We start from the raw sequence: 19,604 nt of genomic DNA on the forward strand, positions 1-19,604 counted from the left end.
GCAGTAGGCAGTAGGCAGTAGGCAGTAGGCAGGCGAGATGGTCAGCAGTGAACCGTCAGTTGCAAGAGCCTCTCCCCATTCCCTGCTGCCTAATGCCTATTGCCTCACAAATCATTGCTCTGCGGCAGGATCACCAGGTCCCGGATGGTGACGTTGCGTGGCCTAGTCAGCATGAACAGCACGGCTTCGGCGACCTCGACCGGTTGTATCAGACCGCCCTTGGCCAGTTCATCCTCAAGCTTGTCCTTCGGCCAGTCGCTGATCAGCGCTGTCACCACCGGCCCCGGCTGCACCGCGCCGACGCGCAGGCCATGCGGGGCGACCTGGCGGCGCACCGTATGGACGAAGGCCTGCACGGCGTGTTTCGACGCTGTGTAGATCGGCTCCCATACCACGGGCACCAGTCCGGCGATCGAAGACGTGACGATGATGTCGCCGGTCTTGCGCTCGACCATGTGCGGCAGCACGGCGTGTATGGAGCGGAACACCGCATTGATGTTGAGGTTCAGCATGCGGTCCCACACATCGGGGTCGCCTTCGAGCACCGGGCCGCCGACATAGGCGCCGGCATTGGCGTGGAAGATATCGAGCGGGCCGGCCTTGTCCAGGATTTGCGGCATCATCGTCGCGACGCTGGCCGGCTTCATCAGATCGATCACCAGCGGGATCGCGTCGGGACCGAGTTCGGTGCAGACGCTTTTCAGCGCGTCTTCGGCGCGGTCGACGAGCACAACGCGAACGCCGGCGGCAATCAGCGCTCTCGCGCATTCCAGGCCTATGCCCGACGCGGCGCCGGTGATCGCCGCGACCTTTCCACTCAAATCCTGAGCCATTCTATCCTCGTATCGATTGCGGTTGCGTTCAGGCGCGGCCGTGGGAAACCCGCGAGCGGCGTGCCAGGGAGTCGACGATGACCGCAATTGCCAGAACGGCGCCGGTGATCATGTAGCGAAGCGACGATGACAGATCGAGCAAGGTCAGCCCGCTGGCGATCGACTGGATGACGATGATGCCGAGCAGCGCGGAATAGGCGCTGCCACGGCCGCCAAACAGGCTGGTGCCGCCTATGACCGCCGCCGCAATGGCGTTGAGGTTGACGTCGCCGGTGCCGGCCTGCTGGCTGGCCGAGGCCAGTCGCGCCGCCGACAGCACGCCGCCGAGCGCGGCAAACATCGAGCACATGACGAAGGCGCTGAGGTAGATCGAGCGCACCTTGATGCCGGCGCGGCGCGCCGCTTCGCGGTTGCCGCCGACGGCGGTCATCGAGCGGCCCCATTGGGTGCGGGTCAGCGCATAGTTCATCGCCACCACCAGGCCGACGAACAGGCCGAACATCCACGGTATGCCGCGCGCCTGGTTGAGATAACCGACGATCAGTTCGAGCAGGATGGTCAGGGCGGCGACGCGCACGATGAGGCCGCCGACAGACGGCGCCGACAAATTGACGGCCCGGCGGCGGCTGACGGTGCGCAGGCCGCTGATCAGCATGACGATGCCGGGCAATGCCGCCAGTGCATAGGACAGCCAGTCCGGCATGACCAGCAACTGGCCGAAATTCACCAGGTTCGAGCCATAGGGCAGATTGATCGAGCCGGTGGAGCCCAGAATATACAGTTGCAGGCCGAGCACGGCGAGCAGGCCGGCGAGCGTCGAGACGAAGCTTGGCATGCCGAGCCGGTTGAACAGCAAGGCATAGAGCGCGCCGATGAAGCCGCCGACGGCGATCGCGGCGAGGATGGCGAGCGCCACCGGCCAGCCCTGGTTGACCCACAGCGTGCCCACCATGGCCGAAGCAAAGCCGCTGATCGAGCCGACCGACAGGTCGATCTCGCCGACCATCAGCACACAGACGATGCCGAGCGCGATGACGCCGACGGTCGAGCAGTCGAACAGGAGATTAACGAGGTTGCTCGACGAGACGAAGACCGGATTGAGGGCGGTGAACACGCTCCAGATGATGACCAGGCCGACGATGACCGGCAACGAGCCGAGGTCGCCGGAGCGGACGCGGTCGAAGAAGGCGCTGATGGCGCCACCAACGCCGGCCTGGTGCTTGACGCGCACGTCGCTGCGGTCGAGCGCCGTCGACGAGGAGGTGTCCTGCTTGGGCTCCGCGCTCATGGCCGCTGCTCCTGATTGTTCGCTTGTTCGGCGGCCTTGCGCCGTTCGGCGCGGCGCGACACTGCATTGTTGGCGGCGCCGGTGATGGCGCTGACCAGTTCCTGGTTCGAGGCGTCGGGTTCGAAGACGCCGTTGTTGCGGCCGAGCCTGAGCACCACGATGCGATCGGCGACGGCGCGCACGTCCTCCATATTGTGACTGATCATCAGCACGCCGAGCCCACGCTCGCGCACCCGGTCGATGAGGTTCAGCACTTCCGCCGTCTGGGCGACGCCAAGCGCGGCGGTCGGCTCGTCGAGGAGGATGACCTTGGGGTCGAGCAGCAGCGAGCGGGCGATCGCCACCGTCTGGCGCTGGCCGCCGGACAGCGAGGCGACCGCCTCGCGGACGCTTGGAATACGCGCCGACAATTCGTTGAGCAGCGTCCAGGCGCGAATTTCCATCGCCACCTCGTCCAGCCGCAGCGGGTTGATCTCCTTGCCGAGAAAGATGTTGGCGACGACGTCGAGGTTTTCGCACAGTGCGAGATCCTGGAAGACGGTGGCGATGCCGAGCGTCAGCGCGGCGCTCGGGTCGGGCATCGTCACTTGCCTGCCGCGGAAATTGATGGTGCCCGAGCTCGGCTGGTGGACGCCGGCCAGAATCTTGACCAGCGTCGACTTGCCGGCGCCATTGTCGCCGACCAGCGCCACCACCTCGCCGGCATGGACGTCGAGATCGATATCGGTGAGCGCCGAAACGGCGCCGAAATTCTTCGAGATGCCGCGCAGGCTGAGCACCAGCTCGCCTGCCGAAACCGGTCCGTCAGAGATGTCAGACATGGTGGCAAACCTTTCCGGATGGGCGGTCAAGAGTGACTGCGAACTTCCGGCCGCCGCAAGGGCGGCCGGAAAGCAGGATCAGGATTCTAGGTCATCCTTTTATGCATGTCTTATCCCAAAACCGCTGCGCACTTTTGGGCGACCTGCATTGTCACTTTGTAATGCCGAGCTTCTTGCAGCCTTCGGCATAGCGGTCGACGCAGAGCTCTTCGGCGGTGTTGATCTTCTTGTCGATGATCTCGGCCTTGAGGTTTTCCTGCGTCACCACCGCCGGCGTGAACAGCTGCGATGGGGTGTCGTAGAGGGTCATTTCGGCCTTCGGCGTCTCGCCCGACAGAAGCTGGACGGCGACGTTGGCGGCAGCCGCCGCAACGATCTCGCTCGGCTTGGAGATGGTGTTGTACTGATCGCCGGCGATGATCAGCTGCAGGGCGGCGATGGTCGCGTCATTGCCGGTCACCGGCGGCACCGGATCGACACCGGCGGCCTTGAAGGCGGCGATGGCGCCACCACCGGTGCCGTCATTGGCCGCAACGACGCCGACGATCTGCGTGGAGAAGCGGGTGATCTGGCCGCTTGCCCATTGCTGCGCCTTCGGCGGCGCCCATTCCGGCGTGTCGTATTCGGCAAGGATCTTGTAGCCGCTGTTGTCGAGGCTGGAATGGATGCCCTTCTTGATCAGCCCGGCGGCCGCGTCGGTCGGCGAGCCGTTGATCTGCAGCAGGCCGCCGCTGGCGGGGTCGACCTTTAGCGCCTTGAGGTGTTCGACGAGCGAGTCGGCAATGGCCTTGCCGATGCCTTCATTGTTGAACGAGACGTAGAAGTCGGCAGGTGCGGTCGGGATCGGGCGATCATAGGCGATGACCTTGACGCCCTGGCTCTGCGCCAGCTTGACCAGCGAGGCGGCGGCGGTCGAGTCGACAGGGTCGAGCACGATCGCCTTGGCGCCTTGCGAGATCACCGAGTTGAACTGCTGCTGCTGGCGCGAGGCGTCGGCATCGGCGTTCTGGTAGATCACCTTGCAGCCGGGGCAGAGTTTTTTCATCTCGGCGACGAAGCCGGGATAGTCGTGCTGCTCGTAGCGCGTCGAGGCCTGGTCGGGCATCAAGAAGGCGACCGTGGCGTCGGTAACCGGGGCAGCAAAGGCAGCGGTGCCGCCAAGAAGAGAAAGAGTGAGCGCGATGGCTCCCGTCGATTTCCAGGCAAATCTGGTCATTTCGATAGCTCCGTTTCAAGGAATGGTTTCATGAAGCCCTGGACACCATATGGCACCGGGCCTTGACTGCAGTCGGGCTGTTGCGAGGAACAACGGAGCACTTGATCCGTGCTGCGCATCCTCTAGATATCTCTGGATTTCGGGACAAGCGATCTCCAGCACGGAGCGCCTCCAACGCACCCCGCGTTCTTACCTCAGTAAATGTCTAGGCTCCTCCCGGTCCTCCCTGTTAGGCGGCAATCTCCGCGCTGACGTTTTCCGCCAGCAGGGCCCTGAAGCGCGAAGGCGACATGCCTTTCTGGGTCAGGAACTGGCGGTTGAAATTCGAGATGTTGTTGTAGCCGGCGGCATAGCAGATCTCGGTGATCGGCATGTCGGCCTCGCTCATCAGCAGTTGGCAGGCGAGGTTGATGCGCAACCGGTTGACATACTGCACCAGCGCCATGCCGGTATGGCGGCGGAAGCTGCGCGAAAACGCGCTCGGGCTGCGGCCGGCGATCGCCGCCAGATCGCTTTCGCTGAACGGCTCGGTCAGGTTGGCGTTGATATAGGCAAGCGCCTTGTTGACGCCGGCCGACATGAAGCCTGAGGGATCTGGCAGATAGCTGGCGCTGGTCAGCGTCCGTACATCGGCGGCGCGGCTCAGAATATCGATCAGCTCCATGAACAGCGCGATGCGGCGAACGCCTTGCGCCTCGACCAGTTCGGCCAGCACAGGTGCGGCGAGCTTGGCGGTAGCGGTGGAGAACAGCGCGCCGCGGCGGCTGAGCTCGAGTATGTTTTCACAACCGGCAAGTTCCGGCAGCGCGGCGGTGGCGTCGGCAATGAACTCTTGCGAGAACTGCACGACGCGGCCGCGCAGCGGCACGCTGGCGCCTGCCGGCACGTCGCTGACCCAGTTGTGCGGCAGGTTCGGGCCAGTCAGCACGAGATTGCCGGGCTCGAACTCGCCGATGAAGTCACCGACGAAATAATGGCCCGTGGTGGCGACGACGTGATGGATTTCGTATTCGGGGTGGAAGTGCCAGCGCACCGTGTGGAAGGGGTAGCCGTGGGCCCAGGCCTTGAACGACTCGCCGCGTCTGATCTGGACGACTTCCAAGTCCGGATTCATGTCAGTTCCTCCCGGCGCCGGTCCGGTCATGCGACCAGTTGCAGTGCCATCTCCCGCAGGCCGCGTTTGCCGCTCTCTGCAGTGATCGAAGCTTAGGCGGCAATTCATGCAGCCGCCACCACGGTGTGTCCACCTCACTGATACTTTTTTGACGTTTTTGTGGTCAAGGCGATACGTTTGCGAGTACGCGGGAGAGATCAGGCCCCGCTTGCGAGACGGTGACGACGCAAACGATGTCGCCGGCGGCGAGAGCTGGTCGCTCGATTTCGGCTCCGTCACAGTGATAATATGCAAAGGGAGCGGATCGGCATGACAAGGACGTTCACCTACTCCGGCAGCCCTGCGCATATTGTCTTCGGCAATGGCGCGTCGTCCGAGGTGGGCACCTGGATCGAAAAACTCGGCTGCAATCGCGCGCTGGTGCTGTCGACGCCGCATCGGGCTGCCGACGGCGAGGCGCTTGCTAAGTCCCTCGGCGCGTTGGCGGCCGGCACCTTTTCGGGCGCCGCCATGCACACGCCGGTCGAGGTAACCCAAACGGCAATGGCCAAGGCGACCGAGGTCAACGCTGACTGCGTTGTCGCGCTTGGCGGCGGCTCTACCACCGGTCTCGGCAAGGCGATCGCCTGGCGCACCGACCTGCCGCAGATCGTCATCCCGACCACCTATGCCGGCTCGGAGGTGACGCCGATCCTCGGTCAAACCGAGAACGGCGAAAAAACCACAATGCGTGACGCAAGGATCCTGCCGGAAGTGGTGATCTACGATCCAGAGCTGACCGTCGGCCTGCCGATAGCGATGAGCGTCGCGTCAGGACTCAACGCCATGGCGCACTCGGCCGAAGCGCTTTACGCGCAGGATCGCAATCCGATTTCCACCCTGATGGCGAAAGAAGGATTGCGCGCCATGAAGACTGCGCTGCCGGTGTTGACCAAGGAGCCTGGAAACATCGATGCACGCGGCGATGCGCTTTACGGCGCCTGGCTGTGCGGTACGGTGCTCGGCGCCGTCGGCATGGCGCTGCATCACAAGATCTGTCACACGCTCGGCGGCTCTTTCGACATGCCGCATGCCGAGACGCATGCGGTGATGTTGCCGCACACGATCGGCTTCAACGCCGCCGCGGTGCCCGACTTGTTGAAGCCGGTCGCCGACTTGTTTGGCGGCAGCGCCGGTAGCGGTCTCCAGGATTTCGCCAAGGCGGTCGGCGCGCCCCTTACATTGAAAGAACTCGGCCTCAAGCAGGCCGATCTCGACCGCGCCGCTGAGATTGCGACCAGGAACCCATACTGGAATCCGCGGCCTTTCGACCGCGCCGCAATCCGCGCCCTGTTGCAGGACGCGTGGGAGGGAAGGCGCCCGCAAAACTGACGGCAACAAGCAAGGAACTTACCCGCCGCGAATTCATCAGGATACCGCCACGAGTGGCTCCGCCTGATCGGCGCAGGCCGCTCACGCATTTGTGCGCGTGAAAAACTGCGCGGCTCGAAAAGCCCATTGACATCAGCCGTATTTTCGACGCAAACGTTATATTGTTACTGTTATACAGTTACACAGCCCGCCTCTCCGGCGACATACCTTTCAGACTGCAAGGAGACCACGGATGCGTCGCATTCCCTTTCTCGCCGCGCTGCTCGTCGCGGTGCCGCTTTTGACCGGCACGGCTGCCCGCGCCGAAGACAAGCTGACCATCGTGGCGGCCGAGAATTTCTATGGCGACCTTGCCCGCCAGATCGGCGGCAGCAACGTCACCGTCACCAGCATCCTGGCCAATCCCGATGACGATCCGCATCTGTTCGAGACCAGCCCGTCGACGGCGCGCACCATCGCCGACGCCAAGATCGTCATCTATAACGGCGCCGACTACGATCCGTGGATGGACAAGCTGCTGTCGGCCTCGACAGCCAAGGATCGCACGACCATCGTCGCCGCCGACCTGATCGGCAAGAAGTCGGGCGACAACCCGCATCTGTGGTACGACCCGGCGACGCTGCCGGCCATCGCCAAGGCGCTGAGCGCCGACCTTGCCAAGCGCGATCCGGCCAATGCCGTGTATTATGAGACGAACCTGAAGGCATTCCAGACCTCGCTCGAGGCCATTGACAAGGAAATCACCGACGTCAAGAACACCTATGCCGGCACCGAGGTGACGGCTACCGAGCCGGTCTTCGGCTACATGGCGGAAGCGCTCGGTCTCAAGATGCTGAACTACGATTTCCAGGTGGCCTTGATGAACGATGCGGAGCCGAGCGCCACGCAGGTGGCGGCGTTCGAAAACAGCCTGAAGGACGGCTCGGCCAAGATCCTGTTCTACAATTCGCAGGTGACCGACGAGGCAACGACAAGGCTGCTCGACATCGCCAAGCAGAACAAGGTCACGGTCATCGGCGTCACCGAGACGGAACCGGCGGGCCAGACGATCCAGACCTGGTTCGGCGGCCAGATCGACGCGGTCCAGAAGGCGCTCGCCGCCCGCACACAATGAATGTGACTGCGAATGAATGTGACTAAATGAACGCAATCGAATTCGACAAGGTCACGCTGACCTATGGGGGACGCCGGGTTTTATCCGACGTCTCCTTTTCTCTACCGCAAGGCGCCTTTGTCGGCCTGCTCGGCGCCAATGGCGCCGGCAAGACGACGATGCTGCGCGCCATTCTCGGCCTGATCAAACCGGCCGGCGGCGCCATTTCGGTGCTTGGCAAATCGCCGACGCGCGGCAACGCCGACATCGGCTATATGCCGCAGGCGCGGCGCGCGCTTGGCGATGTCGGCGTCAGCGGCCTCGACTTCGTGCTGAGTGCCGCCGGCGGGCATCGCTGGGGCTGGCCCGTCGCATCGGCTGCCGAGAAGGAGGCGGCGTGGAAGGCTCTTGAAGAGGTGGGCGCCGGCGACCTTGCGCGGCGGCCGCTGGGCGAGCTTTCCGGAGGCGAGCGCCAGCGCATCCTGATCGCGCAATCCTTGATCGGCAATCCGCAACTGCTTTTGCTCGACGAGCCGCTGATCAGCCTCGATGCAGGCCATCAGCGCGCGATCATCGACCTGGTGCATCAGATCGGCGAGCGGCTCGGCATTGCCGTGCTGTTCTGCTCGCACGAGATCAACCCGCTGCTGCGCGCCGTCGACCGCGTGCTCTATCTCGGCAACCGCAAGGCGGCGATCGGTTCCGTCGACGAGGTCATCAGCGGTCCGGTGCTGTCGAAACTCTATGGCACGCATATCAATGTGGTGCGGGTTGCCGGCCGCATCTTCGTCATGGCCGACGATGTCGAACTGGAGAGCGGGGCGCATGTCCACGATCTTTGACTATGAATTCATGCGCAACGCCTTCTATGCCTGCACCATCGTCGGCATCGTTTCGGGCGCGGTCGGCTATTTCCTCGTGCTCCGGGGCCAGACCTTCGCCGGTCATGCGCTCTCCCATGTCGGCTTTCCCGGCGCCACCGGCGCCGGCCTGATCGGGCTGTCGCCGTTTCTCGGCCTCACCGTGTTTACCGTCGCCGCCGGCATCGGCATCGGCCTGCTCGGCGAACGCGCGCATCGCGACGTCGCCATCGGCATCGTTTTGACGCTGTCGCTCGGCTTGGGCTTGCTGTTTCTGCATTTCTACACCGCCTTCGCCTCGCAGGCGACCAACGTGCTGTTCGGCAATGTGCTGGGCATCAGCCTGCGCACCGTTATCGTGCTTGCGGTGCTGGCGGTGGCGATCCTTGTCGCGCTTTTGCTGATCGCGCGGCCGCTGCTGTTCGCCAGCCTGCAGCCGGAACTCGCCGAAGCGCGCGGCGTGCCGCTCACTCTTGTCTCGACCCTGTTCATGGTGCTGGTCGCCGTCGCCACGTCCGAGGCGGTGCAGATCGTCGGCGTGCTGCTCGTCTTCGCGCTGATGGTGGCGCCTGCAGCCACCGCGCTCAGGCTTACTAGCGGCGTCGGAGCCGGCGTGCTGACGTCCATCGCGCTTGCCGTGATCATCGCCTGGATCAGCCTGACGCTCGCCTTCCTGACCGACTGGCCGACGAGCTTCTGGATCACGGCGCTGGGCGCGGCGGCCTATGTCGTCAGCGGCATGGTCCGGCGCCCGTCGGTCCGAGAGACTCAGAGCGCCGACGCCGGCCCCTGAGGCTTGCCCTCCGGCGGGTCGATCGGGCCGGCTGGAGTGCAAAACTGACGTGAGGGAAATACACCCAAAAAAAGTCAGGTTTACAAATCGGCTCCTGAAACGTTTCAGCCGCGAAAGACAAATTCATCCAATCGCCTAGATCGCGACCTCTGTCGCGCCAAAGGGCCGCTCCGGAGCGGCCGGAACACCCGGAAAACCGCCATTTCAAGCGCATTTTGTAGCGGCGAATGGCGTCCGCGCGGCCGGTTGGAAGCTGGCCGGGAGGTGCAAAGGCGACCCCCCGCGGCCATCGCGGGCGGCGTTGACAGACCGCGGTGCTGCATGCGTATAGCAAGCCATGGGTCACGCCATGGCCGTGGCGGTTGAGACGGGGCTGGGGGGTTTCGTAACAACAGCATTGACGGCCCGGCGCCGGACGGGCGGCATGCACTCTCGAAGTGCGCCGCTCGCTCTTGGCTGACGCGCCGGCGACCCGGCAGCAGTCCTGGCCTGCGTTATCTCGACCAGGCTCCGCAGAACGCCATCGTCTCAGCTTTTCGATCCGCATCGGTTCGAAGCGAACGAGGTGACGCCCTCTTAACCGATATTCGCTTCGCTACGTCCCCCTCCCCCTGCTGGGCGAGGGGGACGCTGGCGATGAACCGCGCCGGCCGACGTGTATCGGCACCGATCAGGCACTCCTGACGACGCGATCAAGCAAGCCTGACGACGAGCCGATCAGGCGACCCTGGCGACGTCGATCAAGCAAGCTTGACTACGTCGATCAAGCAAGCTTGACGACGAAGTGCTTGGTTACCGGCTCGAGGATCTGCCAGGTGCCCTTGAAATCGGCTTCGACCACGAACGCATCGCCCGGACCGACCTCGACAGGCGTGCCGCCATCGGGCGTGATGATGATGCGGCCGGCGATCATGTGCACGAACTCATAGTCGGTGTAGGTGGCGTGATAAGTGCCGGGCGAGGCCCGCCAGGTGCCCGACAGCACCTTGCCGTCGGCGGTGGTGTGCTGCACGGCGGTCTGCATGGTCGGCCGGCCCGCGACAACGATCCAGCCCGGTAAGTCGCCGCCCTCGGCATGCTCGACAGCGCCGAATTTGAAAATGGTGGTGTTGGTCATGGGAGGCTCCGTTTGAATTGCATGGCTGCCGGTTGGATAGCCGATGCGTGTGACGGGGGCAACGCAAGGGCCGACCCCGGATGTCGGAGATTTGGCGAAGGAGGCGGGGACCTAATCTCCCCCATCGAGGGGGAGATGTCGCCGAAGGCGACAGAGGGGGTCGCCGCGCGTGGAGCGCCTGCCTTCACTTGCAGGATTGGGCCGAGTCCGGTCGAACCGACCCCCTCTGGCCTGCCGGCCATCTCCCCCTCAAGGGGGGAGATCAGCGGCGTCGCCTCCTCCAATGTTGCACTGCGTTAGATTTGTTGCATTGCGATATCGACCCATAGGGCGGAGTCTTGGTCCGACTGTGAACGGTTGCAGCGCCGTGTCCCGTTGGGCGCAAAGCTGCCGCACGTATGATCCCGGCGCGATCGTTACTCGCCGAGGCGGGGTCATGCACCAGCACGAGGTGGCAAATCGTGTCAGCATCGTTCCGGCCCGATATCGAAGGACTGCGTGCCTTGGCGGTGGCAGGCGTGATCGCCTTTCATTTCGGCTTCACCGGCCTGCCCGGCGGCTTCACCGGCGTCGACATCTTCTTCGTCATCTCGGGCTATCTGATCACAAAACACCTGCTTGCCGAAATCACCGAGACCGGGCGGCTCAACCTGTGGCGCTTCTATGCCAGGCGCGCTCGGCGGCTGTTGCCGGCGTCGCTGTTCGTCATCCTCGCCACACTGGTGGCCGGCGCCTTCATCCTGTCGCCGGAGGAACAATCGCTCTATTCCAAAGGCGCCATGTTCGCCTCGGCCTACATGATCAATCTGTGGCTGATCCGCTGGTCGTTTGATTATTTCGCCGCCGATGCGGCCAGCAACCCGTTTGTCCATTTCTGGTCGCTGTCGGTGGAGGAGCAGTTCTATGTCGCCTGGCCGGCGCTGCTTGTGCTGGCGGCATGGCTGCGCCCCGGCAAGCGCGGCGCGATCCTGGTGATCGGCATTGCCGGCCTCGTCTCGTTCGCCGTCTGCGCGTGGCTCACCACGGTCTCGCAGCCCTGGGCCTTCTATTTCTCGCCGCTACGCGCCTGGGAGTTCGCCGCCGGCGGGCTGGCCAGCATGGTGCCGCAGCAAGTCTGGCAAAACCGCCCGCGGCTCGCCACGCCGCTGGCGTGGCTCGGCCTAGCGCTGATTGCCGGCGCCTATCTTTCCTTCAGCGACGAAACGCCCTTCCCGGGTTTCCTCGCCCTGGTGCCGGTGGCCGGCACCGTGCTGTTGCTGCTGGCAGGAGCGGCGCACGCGCAGCAGGAGAGCGCTAAGAAAAGCCCGATCGAGGCACTGGCGCTGGCGCCGCTGCAATGGGTCGGCAAACTCTCCTACTCGCTCTATCTCTGGCACTGGCCGGTGATCGTGTATGCCACGATGCTGACGCCGGAACTTTCGCCGCTGCAGCGGCTCGGCTGCTTGGCGCTGACGCTGGCGCTGTCGGGGTTCACCTATCATGTCATCGAAAACCCGATCCGCCGCAATGGCTGGCTGATGGCCAGTGCGGCGCGGGCGCTGGTGCCGGCCGTCCTCCTGACCGGCACCGGCGTCGCAGCCGCCTACGCCAATGCCAGGCTTGCCGTCCACGATCTGGACCCTGAGCAGCGCAGCATTGCCGCCAGCGCCGCGCAGCCGTCCACGGCGCGCGCGGCCGGCTGTATTCTCTCCTTTGAGACGGTGACGCCGAAGGCCTGCGTGTTCGGCAACAAGGACGCCGGGCGCTCGATTGCGCTGTTCGGCGATTCGCATGCCGACCACTGGTCGACGCCGCTGATCGACGCGGCGGCCAAGAACAATTATCGCCTCGTCACCTATCTCAAATCGTCCTGCCGTGCCTCGCGGGTGACGACCTGGAACTGGCGGCTGAAGCGCGACTACACCGAATGCGACCAGTGGCGGGAGCAATCGGTCAAGGACATTATCGCGTTGCACCCGCACATGGTGGTGATCTCGGAATTCTCGATCGGCAATGTGATGAAGGAATCGCCCGAGGAACTGAAGCACGCCGATTGGAACGAGGAGTGGAAGGCCGGCCTGCGCTGGACGCTGGCGGCATTCAGCCGGGCCGGGATCAAGGTCGCGGTAATCCGGGACGTTCCCTACAATGGAAGCTATGCCGACAAATGCGTGGCGCGGGCGCTGTGGCGCGGGCAGGTGCCTGAAGTCTGCGACACGCCGAGGGACGCGGCGGCGAACGACGACATCGCCGCGGCCGAGCGCGACGTCGTGCGCAGCGTGCCCGGCGCCACCTATGTCGACCTGACCAGCCAGTTCTGCGACGCCCAAACCTGCCACGTGTTCATCAACGGCCAACTCGCCTTCCGCGACCGACACCACCTGGCGACGCCATTTGCTGAATCACTGGAGCCGGTCTTGGAGAAGGCGGTGTTTTAGGGGGCGGCGAGGTAGGGGGACCTGACGGCTGACCGCTCAGTTGATGCGAGCTATGCCACAAACACATCCTCTCGATGGTGAGCGAGGTAAGCCTGCTGCGGCGGGGTGAAGGTGCTAGTGCGCCAGACGGCGGGGGCTTCGGCAAAGCCGAAACTCTGCATCACCAATTGCTCGAAACCGAGCCGCCGCAAATCAGTCTTGTCGACGCGCTGGGATATGAGGACCTGCCCGCTATCTTCAAAACTGATGAAGCCACGGTCAAAGAGGTGGTCGGCATCAGGCGTGAGGAGCAGCCCGTTCATGCCGTCCAAGCGCTCCTGCGCGGAAGCGCATAGGCGCCAAGGCTTGATGTGGCTTGCAATCAGCAACGAGGGATTGGTGACCCCTGTGAGTCGGCACGAGCGCTCCATGGCTTCGACATTGGAACGAAATTTACCTTGGCCGCGACGAGCTTGAATGACGCTCGTCTTTACAGTGTCCTCGAGTTGGAGGTCGTCTCGGATACGGCGCTCAACGACGTCCTCTAAAATTTCATTGACGACTTCGAAAGTGAGACTGTTTGCGCCACCACGCCTCAGAGCTTCGCGGTCGAAAGCTGTACCCGCGACAATGGTGTGAAACACCTCTTGCGATACGCTCGCGAGATAGGCGTTTTGACGGCCTGATCCGGAGTTTGGGTCGATGGGCGAATATCGGGGAGGCAGAAGCGGACCCAATTCGCCAATTATGTCCGACGGGCGCACCGTCGGCAGGAGCGGCGCCCAATACACCGGGAGAAGCCAACCTTCCTCGTTCCAATTGGCTCCAGTGTTCTTGAACTCCGGTGGTTTCGGTGCTGTGAATGCAAACTCCGCTACCCGACCAATATAGCGCACGGCTTGACCGAAAAAAGACAACACGAGGTCACCAGGTGTCGCCCGACGCATATTTTTGTAGAACTCGCTGCGTGCCCCATTCTTCTGAGTTTTGGGCGACCAGAGATATTGCCCGTCGATCTCTTGGCAGGCGGTCTGACTGTGATTTACCCACCAGAATTGCGACATCGTTTTTGATTTTAATAGTTGCCGTCGGCTGGGTAAGCTCTATTCGAGACCTGTCTCGCCTACAAGCATGGAGCCGACCTTATTGCCAGGTGCGACAGGCGGCGTAACTGCATCTTTCGGCGAGACGCCAAGAAGAGCGTAGGGCGACGATAGTCGCCGCCCCCACCCCGCTTGCAAATCCCCACCCAAATGCCATCTACATCACAGGCGCACCGCCGGTGCGCGGCATCCACGGAGCATTCACTTGACGCAGCGAAGCGGCAGTGCGGACTTGCCGCTGCATGGCGGGCGGGTTCCGAAATGGCTGGGCGATCGTATGACGCGACTGGGCGCGGTGTTGTGCGAGGCGATCATCCATCACTATGGCCGCGACGAGCTGTTGCGGCGGCTGGCGCATCCGTTCTGGTTCCAGTCTTTCGGCGCCGTCATGGGCATGGACTGGCACTCCTCGGGCATCACCACCTCGGTCGTCGGCGCGCTGAAGCGCGGGCTGAACCCGATGTCGCGGGAGCTCGGCATCCATGTCTGCGGCGGGCGCGGCGCGCATTCGCGCAAGACGCCGCAGGAGCTGACCGCGATCGGCGAGCGCGTCGGCATCGATGGTGCGGCGCTTGCCACCGCCAGCCGCCTGGTCGCCAAGGTGGACAGTGCGGCCGTGCAGGACGGTTTCGACCTCTATCTGCACGGCTTCATCGTCACCGACGACAGCCGCTGGGTGGTGGTGCAGCAAGGCATGAACGGCGACAGCCGCCAGGCGCGGCGCTATCACTGGCTGTCGGAAGGGCTGACAAGCTTCGTCGACCAGCCGCATGCGGCGATCGAGGGCGAGCGGCAGGGCGAGATCGTCAACCTCACCGACCATCGCGCCGAGCCGTCGCGGACCGGACAGCTCGATTTGTTGAAGACCATGAGCCCGGAGCGGATCCTTGACGAGCTTGCCCTGCTGGAGCCGCCGCCGAAAGCGGAGCCTGCGAAGCCCCCGGCGCAGCCGATGCTGCCCAATCTGGTGATGCCGGCACATCATGACGTGCGCGAGAGCGACATCGTCATGCACCGGCTGCACGGCAACATTTCCGCGGCAATAGAAAGCGGGCCGGCCGATTTTCCCGAACTGCTGCTGGTGCCCGGCGTCGGCGCGCGCACAGTGAGGGCGCTGGCCATGGTGGCGGAAGTGGTGCATGGCGCGCCTTGCCGCTTCTCCGATCCGGCGCGCTTTTCGCTTGCCCATGGCGGCAAGGACCGGCACCCCTTCCCGGTGCCGCTGAAAGTCTATGACGAGACGATCGCGGTGCTGAAATCGGCCGTCGGCAAGGCCAAGCTCGGCCGCGAGGAAGAGCTCGGCGCGCTGCAGCGGCTGGATGGCGAAGCGCGGCGGCTGGAGCGCTACGTCACCGGGCCAAGCCTTAAGGAGATCGTCGCCGGCGAGTTCGACCAGTCGCATCTGCTTGGAGGGCGCAGTGTGTTCGGGTGGGAGGGGGCGGCGGAAAGCGACGACGGTTCAGACAGGGGCCGCCAGTAGCTGCCTGTCCATCATGCAGAGATAGTGCGCGGCCCATAGAAACACGTGCTCGGCTTGTTTTGATAATGCTTGCAAAGACCCATTTCTCAAGTGATGCTCTGCCAGGCGAGGCTCGGCATGAAGACATTCGCATGGACGTTGGTTTTCGTGCTGCTGGCGATTGGCGGCGCGATCGCCCAAACGACGCCTGAGCCTGCCATACTGGCATATACACCGCCGATGCACTTCGTCGTTGTACGCAACAGCACGCCAGGATGCGAGCCGACATGCCCGGAATGGATTTCGGCGGAAGGTCACATCGTGGCCGGCACGCCAGCTTTGCTGAAGGCTTTGCTGAAAAAACTCGGCCCCCGCAAATTGCCTTTGGCGTTGAATTCCCCGGGCGGCGAGACCGATGCGGCGATGGCGCTTGGCCATATGATCCGCGCCAGCGGGCTCGACACGATGGTTGGCAAGACGGAGTTCTCCGAATGCGCGCCAGACACAAAAGCCTGCGGGCCGGGCGACCTCCGCTTCGGCGTCGCCAACCCCGTCGGCGCAGTCTGTTCGTCAGCTTGTACGATGGTTCTTGCGGGCGGCGTACGGCGCCTGGCAGACAGCCGCGCCTTTGTCGGCATTCACCGGATCATGCTGCCGACCGCCAAGAAAATCCACGGCAAGAAGACCATCGTCCTCGTTCCGATACCCAAATGGTATGAACGCAAGGTCGACAGCTATTTCACCGAGATGAAAGCAGGTTCGTGGATCGTATCGGCCATGCAAAAAATACCCGACGACAGCATACGATACCTCGTGACATACGAACTTTTGGACCTGAATCTGATAACCGAAACCGGTCACGGCGACACGCGCACCTCCATCGATATCTGCAAGACCACGCCGCCGGCGGGCAACTGCCGAACGGTCAGGCAATAGGAATAGCGGGCCACGTAGGTCGTCGAAGCGCCTGTTTCTCAACAGCAACCCTTCACTTTACGCGGCACCCTTCAACAGGTCTTCCGGCCGGCCCTCGACGAGCGCAGCAATATAGCTTTCCAGGCTGGTCGTGCCGCGCTCCGGGTTTTCCGGCTCCGCCGGCTTGTCCAGCGTGGCCCCGGTCATGCGGGTGTAGGACTCGGCCGCCGCTTTGGAGAAGCCGAGTTTTTCGTAGGTTTCTGTCCAGCGCTCGCGCGGCACCGTGACCACGCGCACGTTTTTGCGCAACGCCGCACTGAAGGCTGCGGCGACATCGGCGGCTGAGTAGCGCCGAGGGCCCTCGATATAGTGCGTGCCGGTCTTGTCCGCCGGCTCCAGCAGACGTCTCGCCGCGGCCTCGCCGAGATCCTGCGGCGCCACCATCGGCAGCTCGAAATCCGCCGGGAAGAAGGAGGTGATGACGCCGTCGCGCCGCGCCGTCTCCAGGGCCTGATCCCAGTTGCTCATGTAATAGGCGGCGCGGTTGATGCTTGCCGGAATGGCCTGGGCCTTCAGCTTCTGCTCGAGGCCGTAAAGGACGGTGAGATCGCCGACACCCTCGCCGGCCTGCGCGCCGTAGGTCGATTCCGCTACCACTTTTTCGAGGCCGGACCCCTCCAGTGCCGTCGCAATCGCGGCAACCGTCTTGCGCTCCTCGGCGTCGGTGTCGGTCGATGGATCGGCCGGCGGGTTGAGCAGAAACGCCCGCTTGCCGCGCCGCAAGATTTCACGCAGTGCCTCGACATCGAGCACATCGGCAACCGCGGCCTCCGCGCCCTGTTCAACCAACCATGCGGCCTTCGCCTCGTCGCGCGTCACCACCGTGACATCCTCGCCCTGCCGCAACAGCGCCATTGCCGCCGCCGAGCCGACATGGCCGGTACCTCCAAGAATGACATGCATGGTCTCGTCCTTCCCTTGCTGATTTCATGCCGGATTAATGGCTGGGGCGGCGAAGGGTTCAAAAATCGGGGGACGATGCTGACAGGAGGTGACGCTGACTTTCCTCGCAATGCACGGCGCAGGGGTCGTTCGCATCTTGCAAAATTATGGAACGAGGTCGTGCCCAGCGAGTTATATTAGCGCAACCTTGAATAGGAGGCAGCTATGAGAAAGCTCCTGCTTGCTTCGGCTATCGCTATCACTGCGGCGGCGGCGATGATCGCCCCGGCGAATGCCGGCGGGCGCGTCGTGATCGGCATCGGCAACGGCTACTATGACGATGACTACAATGACAGCTATGGCGACTATTACGATCGCTACGCTCCTCGCCCCTACTACCAGTATGATGCCTACGACAACGGCTTCAGGTACCACAGGTATCACAGGCACCATCGCCATTGCCGTATAGAGTTGGTCAAGCATTGGCGCCATCATCACAGGATCGTCGAGGAAATTCGCGTTTGCGAACGGTGATCCGATAGGGTGAAACCGGTTCGACCGGCATCTGCCGGCCGGCCGCTTCACTACGCGGCTGCCGGCCTTATCGCGGCTTCCGCATCAGCATCATCCCGTAATCCACGGCCAAAAGGTCGAGCCCGACCTTCAACAGCTTCACCACCACATCTCGTCCCTCGCCGGTGCGTTCGGCGAGCGCCTTCACCGACTGGCCTTCGAGGCAGATTTTGCGAACCACCTCCGCCACTTCCCAGTGGGCCATGGCGGCGATGGCATGGGTGTGGGCGCGGCCGGCGTTGAGCACGCGGTCGGGGATGCCGCCATTGATGCGGCCGCCGTCAATGCGCTCTTCCCACGGCATCGGCCGCAGCCCGTCACGCGAGGCGCGCTCGAAATCGTCGCGAAACCGCTGGCCGGCCTCACGCTGCTGGCGGGTCAGCGAGGTGATGCCGACCAGCGGATCGACATTGCGCACCCGCACGATGCCGCCGGTCGCGGTGTAGCCGTCATTGGAGACCTCGTAGACGCGCCACGCCTCTTCGGTGCCGACGCTCAACCGCTTGCGGCCGAAGCGATCGTCCTTCAGCGCGAAATCATGGCCGATCTCGCGGCGGATGCGCACCTGCTCGGCTTCGCCCGCAGGCAATTTCGGCGGTTTGGCTTTCTGCGCGGTTTTTTTGCTCATCGGGGGATCCTTGTGGGATTGGGTTGTTGAGCCGGAAGGTTGGCGTTCCTTCGCGCCCCCCTCTGCCCTGCCGGGCATCTCCCCCACTTGGGGGGAGATTGGCAGTTTCGGCGGCTGCGCCTCTGCAACGTTGGCAATTGGCGAAATCGGCGGCGATATCCGATCGCCCCCCTCGTGGGGGTTGAGGAGTGGTCCGCGAAGCGGACGGAAAGCCAATTGCTTGGCTTTCCGAGCGACGAACGTCCGGCAGGACAGAGGGGGGCGCTGTCCCGCCGGCTTTCGATCATTGGTGGGGTCGTCCGAAGGCGAGGAACGGAGCCCAGCCGCTCACACCACCTCCGCCACAGGCCGGTGGAAGCGCGCCTGGTGGTATTCGCAGTAGCTTTTCAGCGCCCTTGTGCGCAGGCCGCAGCACAGCATCTCGAGCCCCGGCCGACTGCCGGGAGCATCGTTGTCGGGGTCTTCCTCCAGCGTCAGGTCGAGCGGCGCGCGGCAGCGGTCGAACAGGCAGTCGATGAAGCGCATGGCGGCGACATGCGGCTGACGCCCGAGCGAGGCAGGGAGCGGCGCCGGCACATTGAAGCGGTAGATTTCGCCGTCCACCACCAGCCGTCCTTCGCCCGGGATCGAGGGCGCCGGACGGGCTGGCAACAGAGGCCTGGCCGATGGCTGACGGCTCGGTTTGGCGGCCGGTTTGACCGGCGCGGCCTGCTTCGAAACTCCTACTTCCCTTACGAGCTTGCTTGGCTGCGCCGGCGGATTCCTCTTGGCGGTATTCTCGTTTGCCGCAGTCTTCCCCGTCGCATTCTTCCTCGGTCGGCCGCCGGACCTGCCGCCTCTGGGGTTGGCGAAGCCGATGGTCTTCAACGCGCTGTTGCGGTGGACGATGCCGATGATGGCATTGCGCGAGACCGGACTGCCGCGCAGCGCCGTGAAGCGGACGGCGATCCCTGTGGCCGACAGGCCATCCCTCAGCCAGACGGCGATCTCCTGCAATTCGGTGTCGGTATAGGCAGTCATGTCGGTATCCATTGATTGCGCGCGCAAAGGCCGAGCGCCGGCCCCGAGGGCCCACGGGAAAA

At 63.9% G+C, this 19,604-nt stretch carries 18 protein-coding genes; 8 read left to right on the forward strand and 10 right to left on the reverse strand.

The features are described from left to right. Positions 1-104 precede the first annotated feature (104 nt). From NLY43_RS06000 to NLY43_RS06020, 5 genes are all read right to left on the reverse strand, one after another. Entirely contained in the window at positions 105-833 is a 729-nt protein-coding gene (locus tag NLY43_RS06000; protein ID WP_023685460.1) for an SDR family oxidoreductase, read from the reverse strand. A gap of 28 nt (positions 834-861) precedes the next feature. Continuing rightward, complete coding sequence (locus NLY43_RS06005; RefSeq protein WP_023672500.1) at positions 862-2,121, reverse strand: sugar ABC transporter permease; 1,260 nt, start codon at positions 2,119-2,121, stop codon at positions 862-864. Next, complete coding sequence (locus NLY43_RS06010) at positions 2,118-2,942, reverse strand: ATP-binding cassette domain-containing protein (protein WP_023715131.1); 825 nt, start codon at positions 2,940-2,942, stop codon at positions 2,118-2,120. The genes NLY43_RS06005 and NLY43_RS06010 overlap by 4 nt, the downstream gene beginning before the upstream one ends. A gap of 151 nt (positions 2,943-3,093) precedes the next feature. Further along, entirely contained in the window at positions 3,094-4,158 is a 1,065-nt protein-coding gene (locus tag NLY43_RS06015) for an ABC transporter substrate-binding protein (protein WP_023672498.1), read from the reverse strand. Between the two features lie 229 nt (positions 4,159-4,387). Then, on the reverse strand, positions 4,388-5,272 hold the full coding sequence (locus tag NLY43_RS06020) for an AraC family transcriptional regulator (RefSeq protein WP_023702911.1): 885 nt from the start codon (positions 5,270-5,272) through the stop codon (positions 4,388-4,390). A 309-nt stretch (positions 5,273-5,581) separates the two neighbouring features. On the opposite strand from NLY43_RS06020, the gene NLY43_RS06025 reads away from it, so the two are divergent. The 4 genes from NLY43_RS06025 to NLY43_RS06040 all read left to right on the forward strand — a co-directional run bounded on the left by NLY43_RS06025 (position 5,582) and on the right by NLY43_RS06040 (position 9,389). Continuing rightward, positions 5,582-6,643 carry a maleylacetate reductase gene (locus NLY43_RS06025; protein WP_023712496.1) on the forward strand — a complete coding sequence of 354 codons (1,062 nt, stop codon included), beginning with the start codon at positions 5,582-5,584 and terminating at the stop codon, positions 6,641-6,643. Between the two features lie 232 nt (positions 6,644-6,875). After that, positions 6,876-7,757 (forward strand): metal ABC transporter solute-binding protein, Zn/Mn family, encoded by an 882-nt coding sequence (locus tag NLY43_RS06030; RefSeq protein ID WP_023712495.1) that lies wholly within the window; start codon positions 6,876-6,878, stop codon positions 7,755-7,757. A 26-nt stretch (positions 7,758-7,783) separates the two neighbouring features. Continuing rightward, positions 7,784-8,578 carry a metal ABC transporter ATP-binding protein gene (locus NLY43_RS06035; protein ID WP_023685455.1) on the forward strand — a complete coding sequence of 265 codons (795 nt, stop codon included), beginning with the start codon at positions 7,784-7,786 and terminating at the stop codon, positions 8,576-8,578. Continuing rightward, a complete protein-coding gene (locus NLY43_RS06040; RefSeq protein ID WP_023685454.1) occupies positions 8,562-9,389 on the forward strand; it encodes a metal ABC transporter permease in 828 nt (275 codons plus the stop codon). Before NLY43_RS06035 ends, NLY43_RS06040 begins: the two co-directional genes overlap by 17 nt. A 763-nt stretch (positions 9,390-10,152) precedes the next feature. Here NLY43_RS06040 and NLY43_RS06045 read toward each other — a convergent pair. Then, on the reverse strand, positions 10,153-10,506 hold the full coding sequence (locus NLY43_RS06045; protein ID WP_023688994.1) for a cupin domain-containing protein: 354 nt from the start codon (positions 10,504-10,506) through the stop codon (positions 10,153-10,155). A 461-nt stretch (positions 10,507-10,967) separates the two neighbouring features. Here NLY43_RS06045 and NLY43_RS06050 point away from each other — a divergent pair, with 461 nt between their 5' ends. Beyond that, positions 10,968-12,923, forward strand: coding sequence for an acyltransferase family protein (locus NLY43_RS06050; RefSeq protein WP_023712494.1), 1,956 nt, complete (start codon positions 10,968-10,970; stop codon positions 12,921-12,923). Positions 12,924-12,973: 50 nt separating this feature from the next. Here the strand turns inward: NLY43_RS06050 and NLY43_RS06055 are convergent, their stop codons facing one another. Continuing rightward, positions 12,974-13,966: an HNH endonuclease gene (locus NLY43_RS06055; RefSeq protein ID WP_023702917.1), complete on the reverse strand. Its 993-nt coding sequence runs from the start codon at positions 13,964-13,966 to the stop codon at positions 12,974-12,976. A gap of 244 nt (positions 13,967-14,210) precedes the next feature. Between NLY43_RS06055 and NLY43_RS06060 the strand changes: the two genes are divergently transcribed. Together NLY43_RS06060 and NLY43_RS06065 are read left to right on the forward strand one after the other, a co-directional pair. After that, positions 14,211-15,485, forward strand: a complete 1,275-nt coding sequence (locus NLY43_RS06060) for a DUF763 domain-containing protein (protein WP_023712493.1) — start codon at positions 14,211-14,213, stop codon at positions 15,483-15,485. A gap of 147 nt (positions 15,486-15,632) precedes the next feature. Continuing rightward, positions 15,633-16,400, forward strand: coding sequence for a COG3904 family protein (locus tag NLY43_RS06065; protein ID WP_156933462.1), 768 nt, complete (start codon positions 15,633-15,635; stop codon positions 16,398-16,400). Between the two features lie 57 nt (positions 16,401-16,457). Here NLY43_RS06065 and NLY43_RS06070 read toward each other — a convergent pair whose 3' ends face one another. After that, complete coding sequence (locus NLY43_RS06070; RefSeq protein WP_023712491.1) at positions 16,458-17,342, reverse strand: NmrA family NAD(P)-binding protein; 885 nt, start codon at positions 17,340-17,342, stop codon at positions 16,458-16,460. Positions 17,343-17,546: 204 nt separating this feature from the next. Here NLY43_RS06070 and NLY43_RS06075 point away from each other — a divergent pair, with 204 nt between their 5' ends. After that, the gene (locus NLY43_RS06075; protein WP_023693854.1) at positions 17,547-17,855 is read left to right on the forward strand and encodes a hypothetical protein; all 309 of its coding nucleotides are present in this window, start codon (positions 17,547-17,549) and stop codon (positions 17,853-17,855) included. A gap of 67 nt (positions 17,856-17,922) precedes the next feature. Here NLY43_RS06075 and NLY43_RS06080 read toward each other — a convergent pair whose 3' ends face one another. Both NLY43_RS06080 and NLY43_RS06085 read right to left on the reverse strand, forming a co-directional pair. Then, positions 17,923-18,522: a DUF6456 domain-containing protein gene (locus NLY43_RS06080; RefSeq protein ID WP_023712490.1), complete on the reverse strand. Its 600-nt coding sequence runs from the start codon at positions 18,520-18,522 to the stop codon at positions 17,923-17,925. A gap of 327 nt (positions 18,523-18,849) precedes the next feature. Then, complete coding sequence (locus tag NLY43_RS06085; protein ID WP_031202224.1) at positions 18,850-19,542, reverse strand: hypothetical protein; 693 nt, start codon at positions 19,540-19,542, stop codon at positions 18,850-18,852. Positions 19,543-19,604 lie beyond the last annotated feature (62 nt).

This window comes from Mesorhizobium sp. C416B, from assembly GCF_030323165.1.
Lineage (GTDB): Bacteria > Pseudomonadota > Alphaproteobacteria > Rhizobiales > Rhizobiaceae > Mesorhizobium.

Excerpts from the sequence above, each read along its gene's own strand:
- NLY43_RS06000 (WP_023685460.1), bottom strand. The coding sequence starts at position 833 with ATGGCTCAGGATTTGAGTGGAAAGGTCGCGGCGATCACCGGCGCCGCG.
- NLY43_RS06005 (WP_023672500.1), bottom strand. The coding sequence starts at position 2,121 with ATGAGCGCGGAGCCCAAGCAGGACACCTCCTCGTCGACGGCGCTCGAC.
- NLY43_RS06010 (WP_023715131.1), bottom strand. The coding sequence starts at position 2,942 with ATGTCTGACATCTCTGACGGACCGGTTTCGGCAGGCGAGCTGGTGCTC.
- NLY43_RS06015 (WP_023672498.1), bottom strand. The coding sequence starts at position 4,158 with ATGACCAGATTTGCCTGGAAATCGACGGGAGCCATCGCGCTCACTCTT.
- NLY43_RS06020 (WP_023702911.1), bottom strand. The coding sequence starts at position 5,272 with ATGAATCCGGACTTGGAAGTCGTCCAGATCAGACGCGGCGAGTCGTTC.
- NLY43_RS06025 (WP_023712496.1), top strand. The coding sequence starts at position 5,582 with ATGACAAGGACGTTCACCTACTCCGGCAGCCCTGCGCATATTGTCTTC.
- NLY43_RS06030 (WP_023712495.1), top strand. The coding sequence starts at position 6,876 with ATGCGTCGCATTCCCTTTCTCGCCGCGCTGCTCGTCGCGGTGCCGCTT.
- NLY43_RS06035 (WP_023685455.1), top strand. The coding sequence starts at position 7,784 with ATGAACGCAATCGAATTCGACAAGGTCACGCTGACCTATGGGGGACGC.
- NLY43_RS06040 (WP_023685454.1), top strand. The coding sequence starts at position 8,562 with ATGTCCACGATCTTTGACTATGAATTCATGCGCAACGCCTTCTATGCC.
- NLY43_RS06045 (WP_023688994.1), bottom strand. The coding sequence starts at position 10,506 with ATGACCAACACCACCATTTTCAAATTCGGCGCTGTCGAGCATGCCGAG.
- NLY43_RS06055 (WP_023702917.1), bottom strand. The coding sequence starts at position 13,966 with ATGTCGCAATTCTGGTGGGTAAATCACAGTCAGACCGCCTGCCAAGAG.
- NLY43_RS06070 (WP_023712491.1), bottom strand. The coding sequence starts at position 17,342 with ATGCATGTCATTCTTGGAGGTACCGGCCATGTCGGCTCGGCGGCGGCA.
- NLY43_RS06075 (WP_023693854.1), top strand. The coding sequence starts at position 17,547 with ATGAGAAAGCTCCTGCTTGCTTCGGCTATCGCTATCACTGCGGCGGCG.
- NLY43_RS06080 (WP_023712490.1), bottom strand. The coding sequence starts at position 18,522 with ATGAGCAAAAAAACCGCGCAGAAAGCCAAACCGCCGAAATTGCCTGCG.
- NLY43_RS06085 (WP_031202224.1), bottom strand. The coding sequence starts at position 19,542 with ATGACTGCCTATACCGACACCGAATTGCAGGAGATCGCCGTCTGGCTG.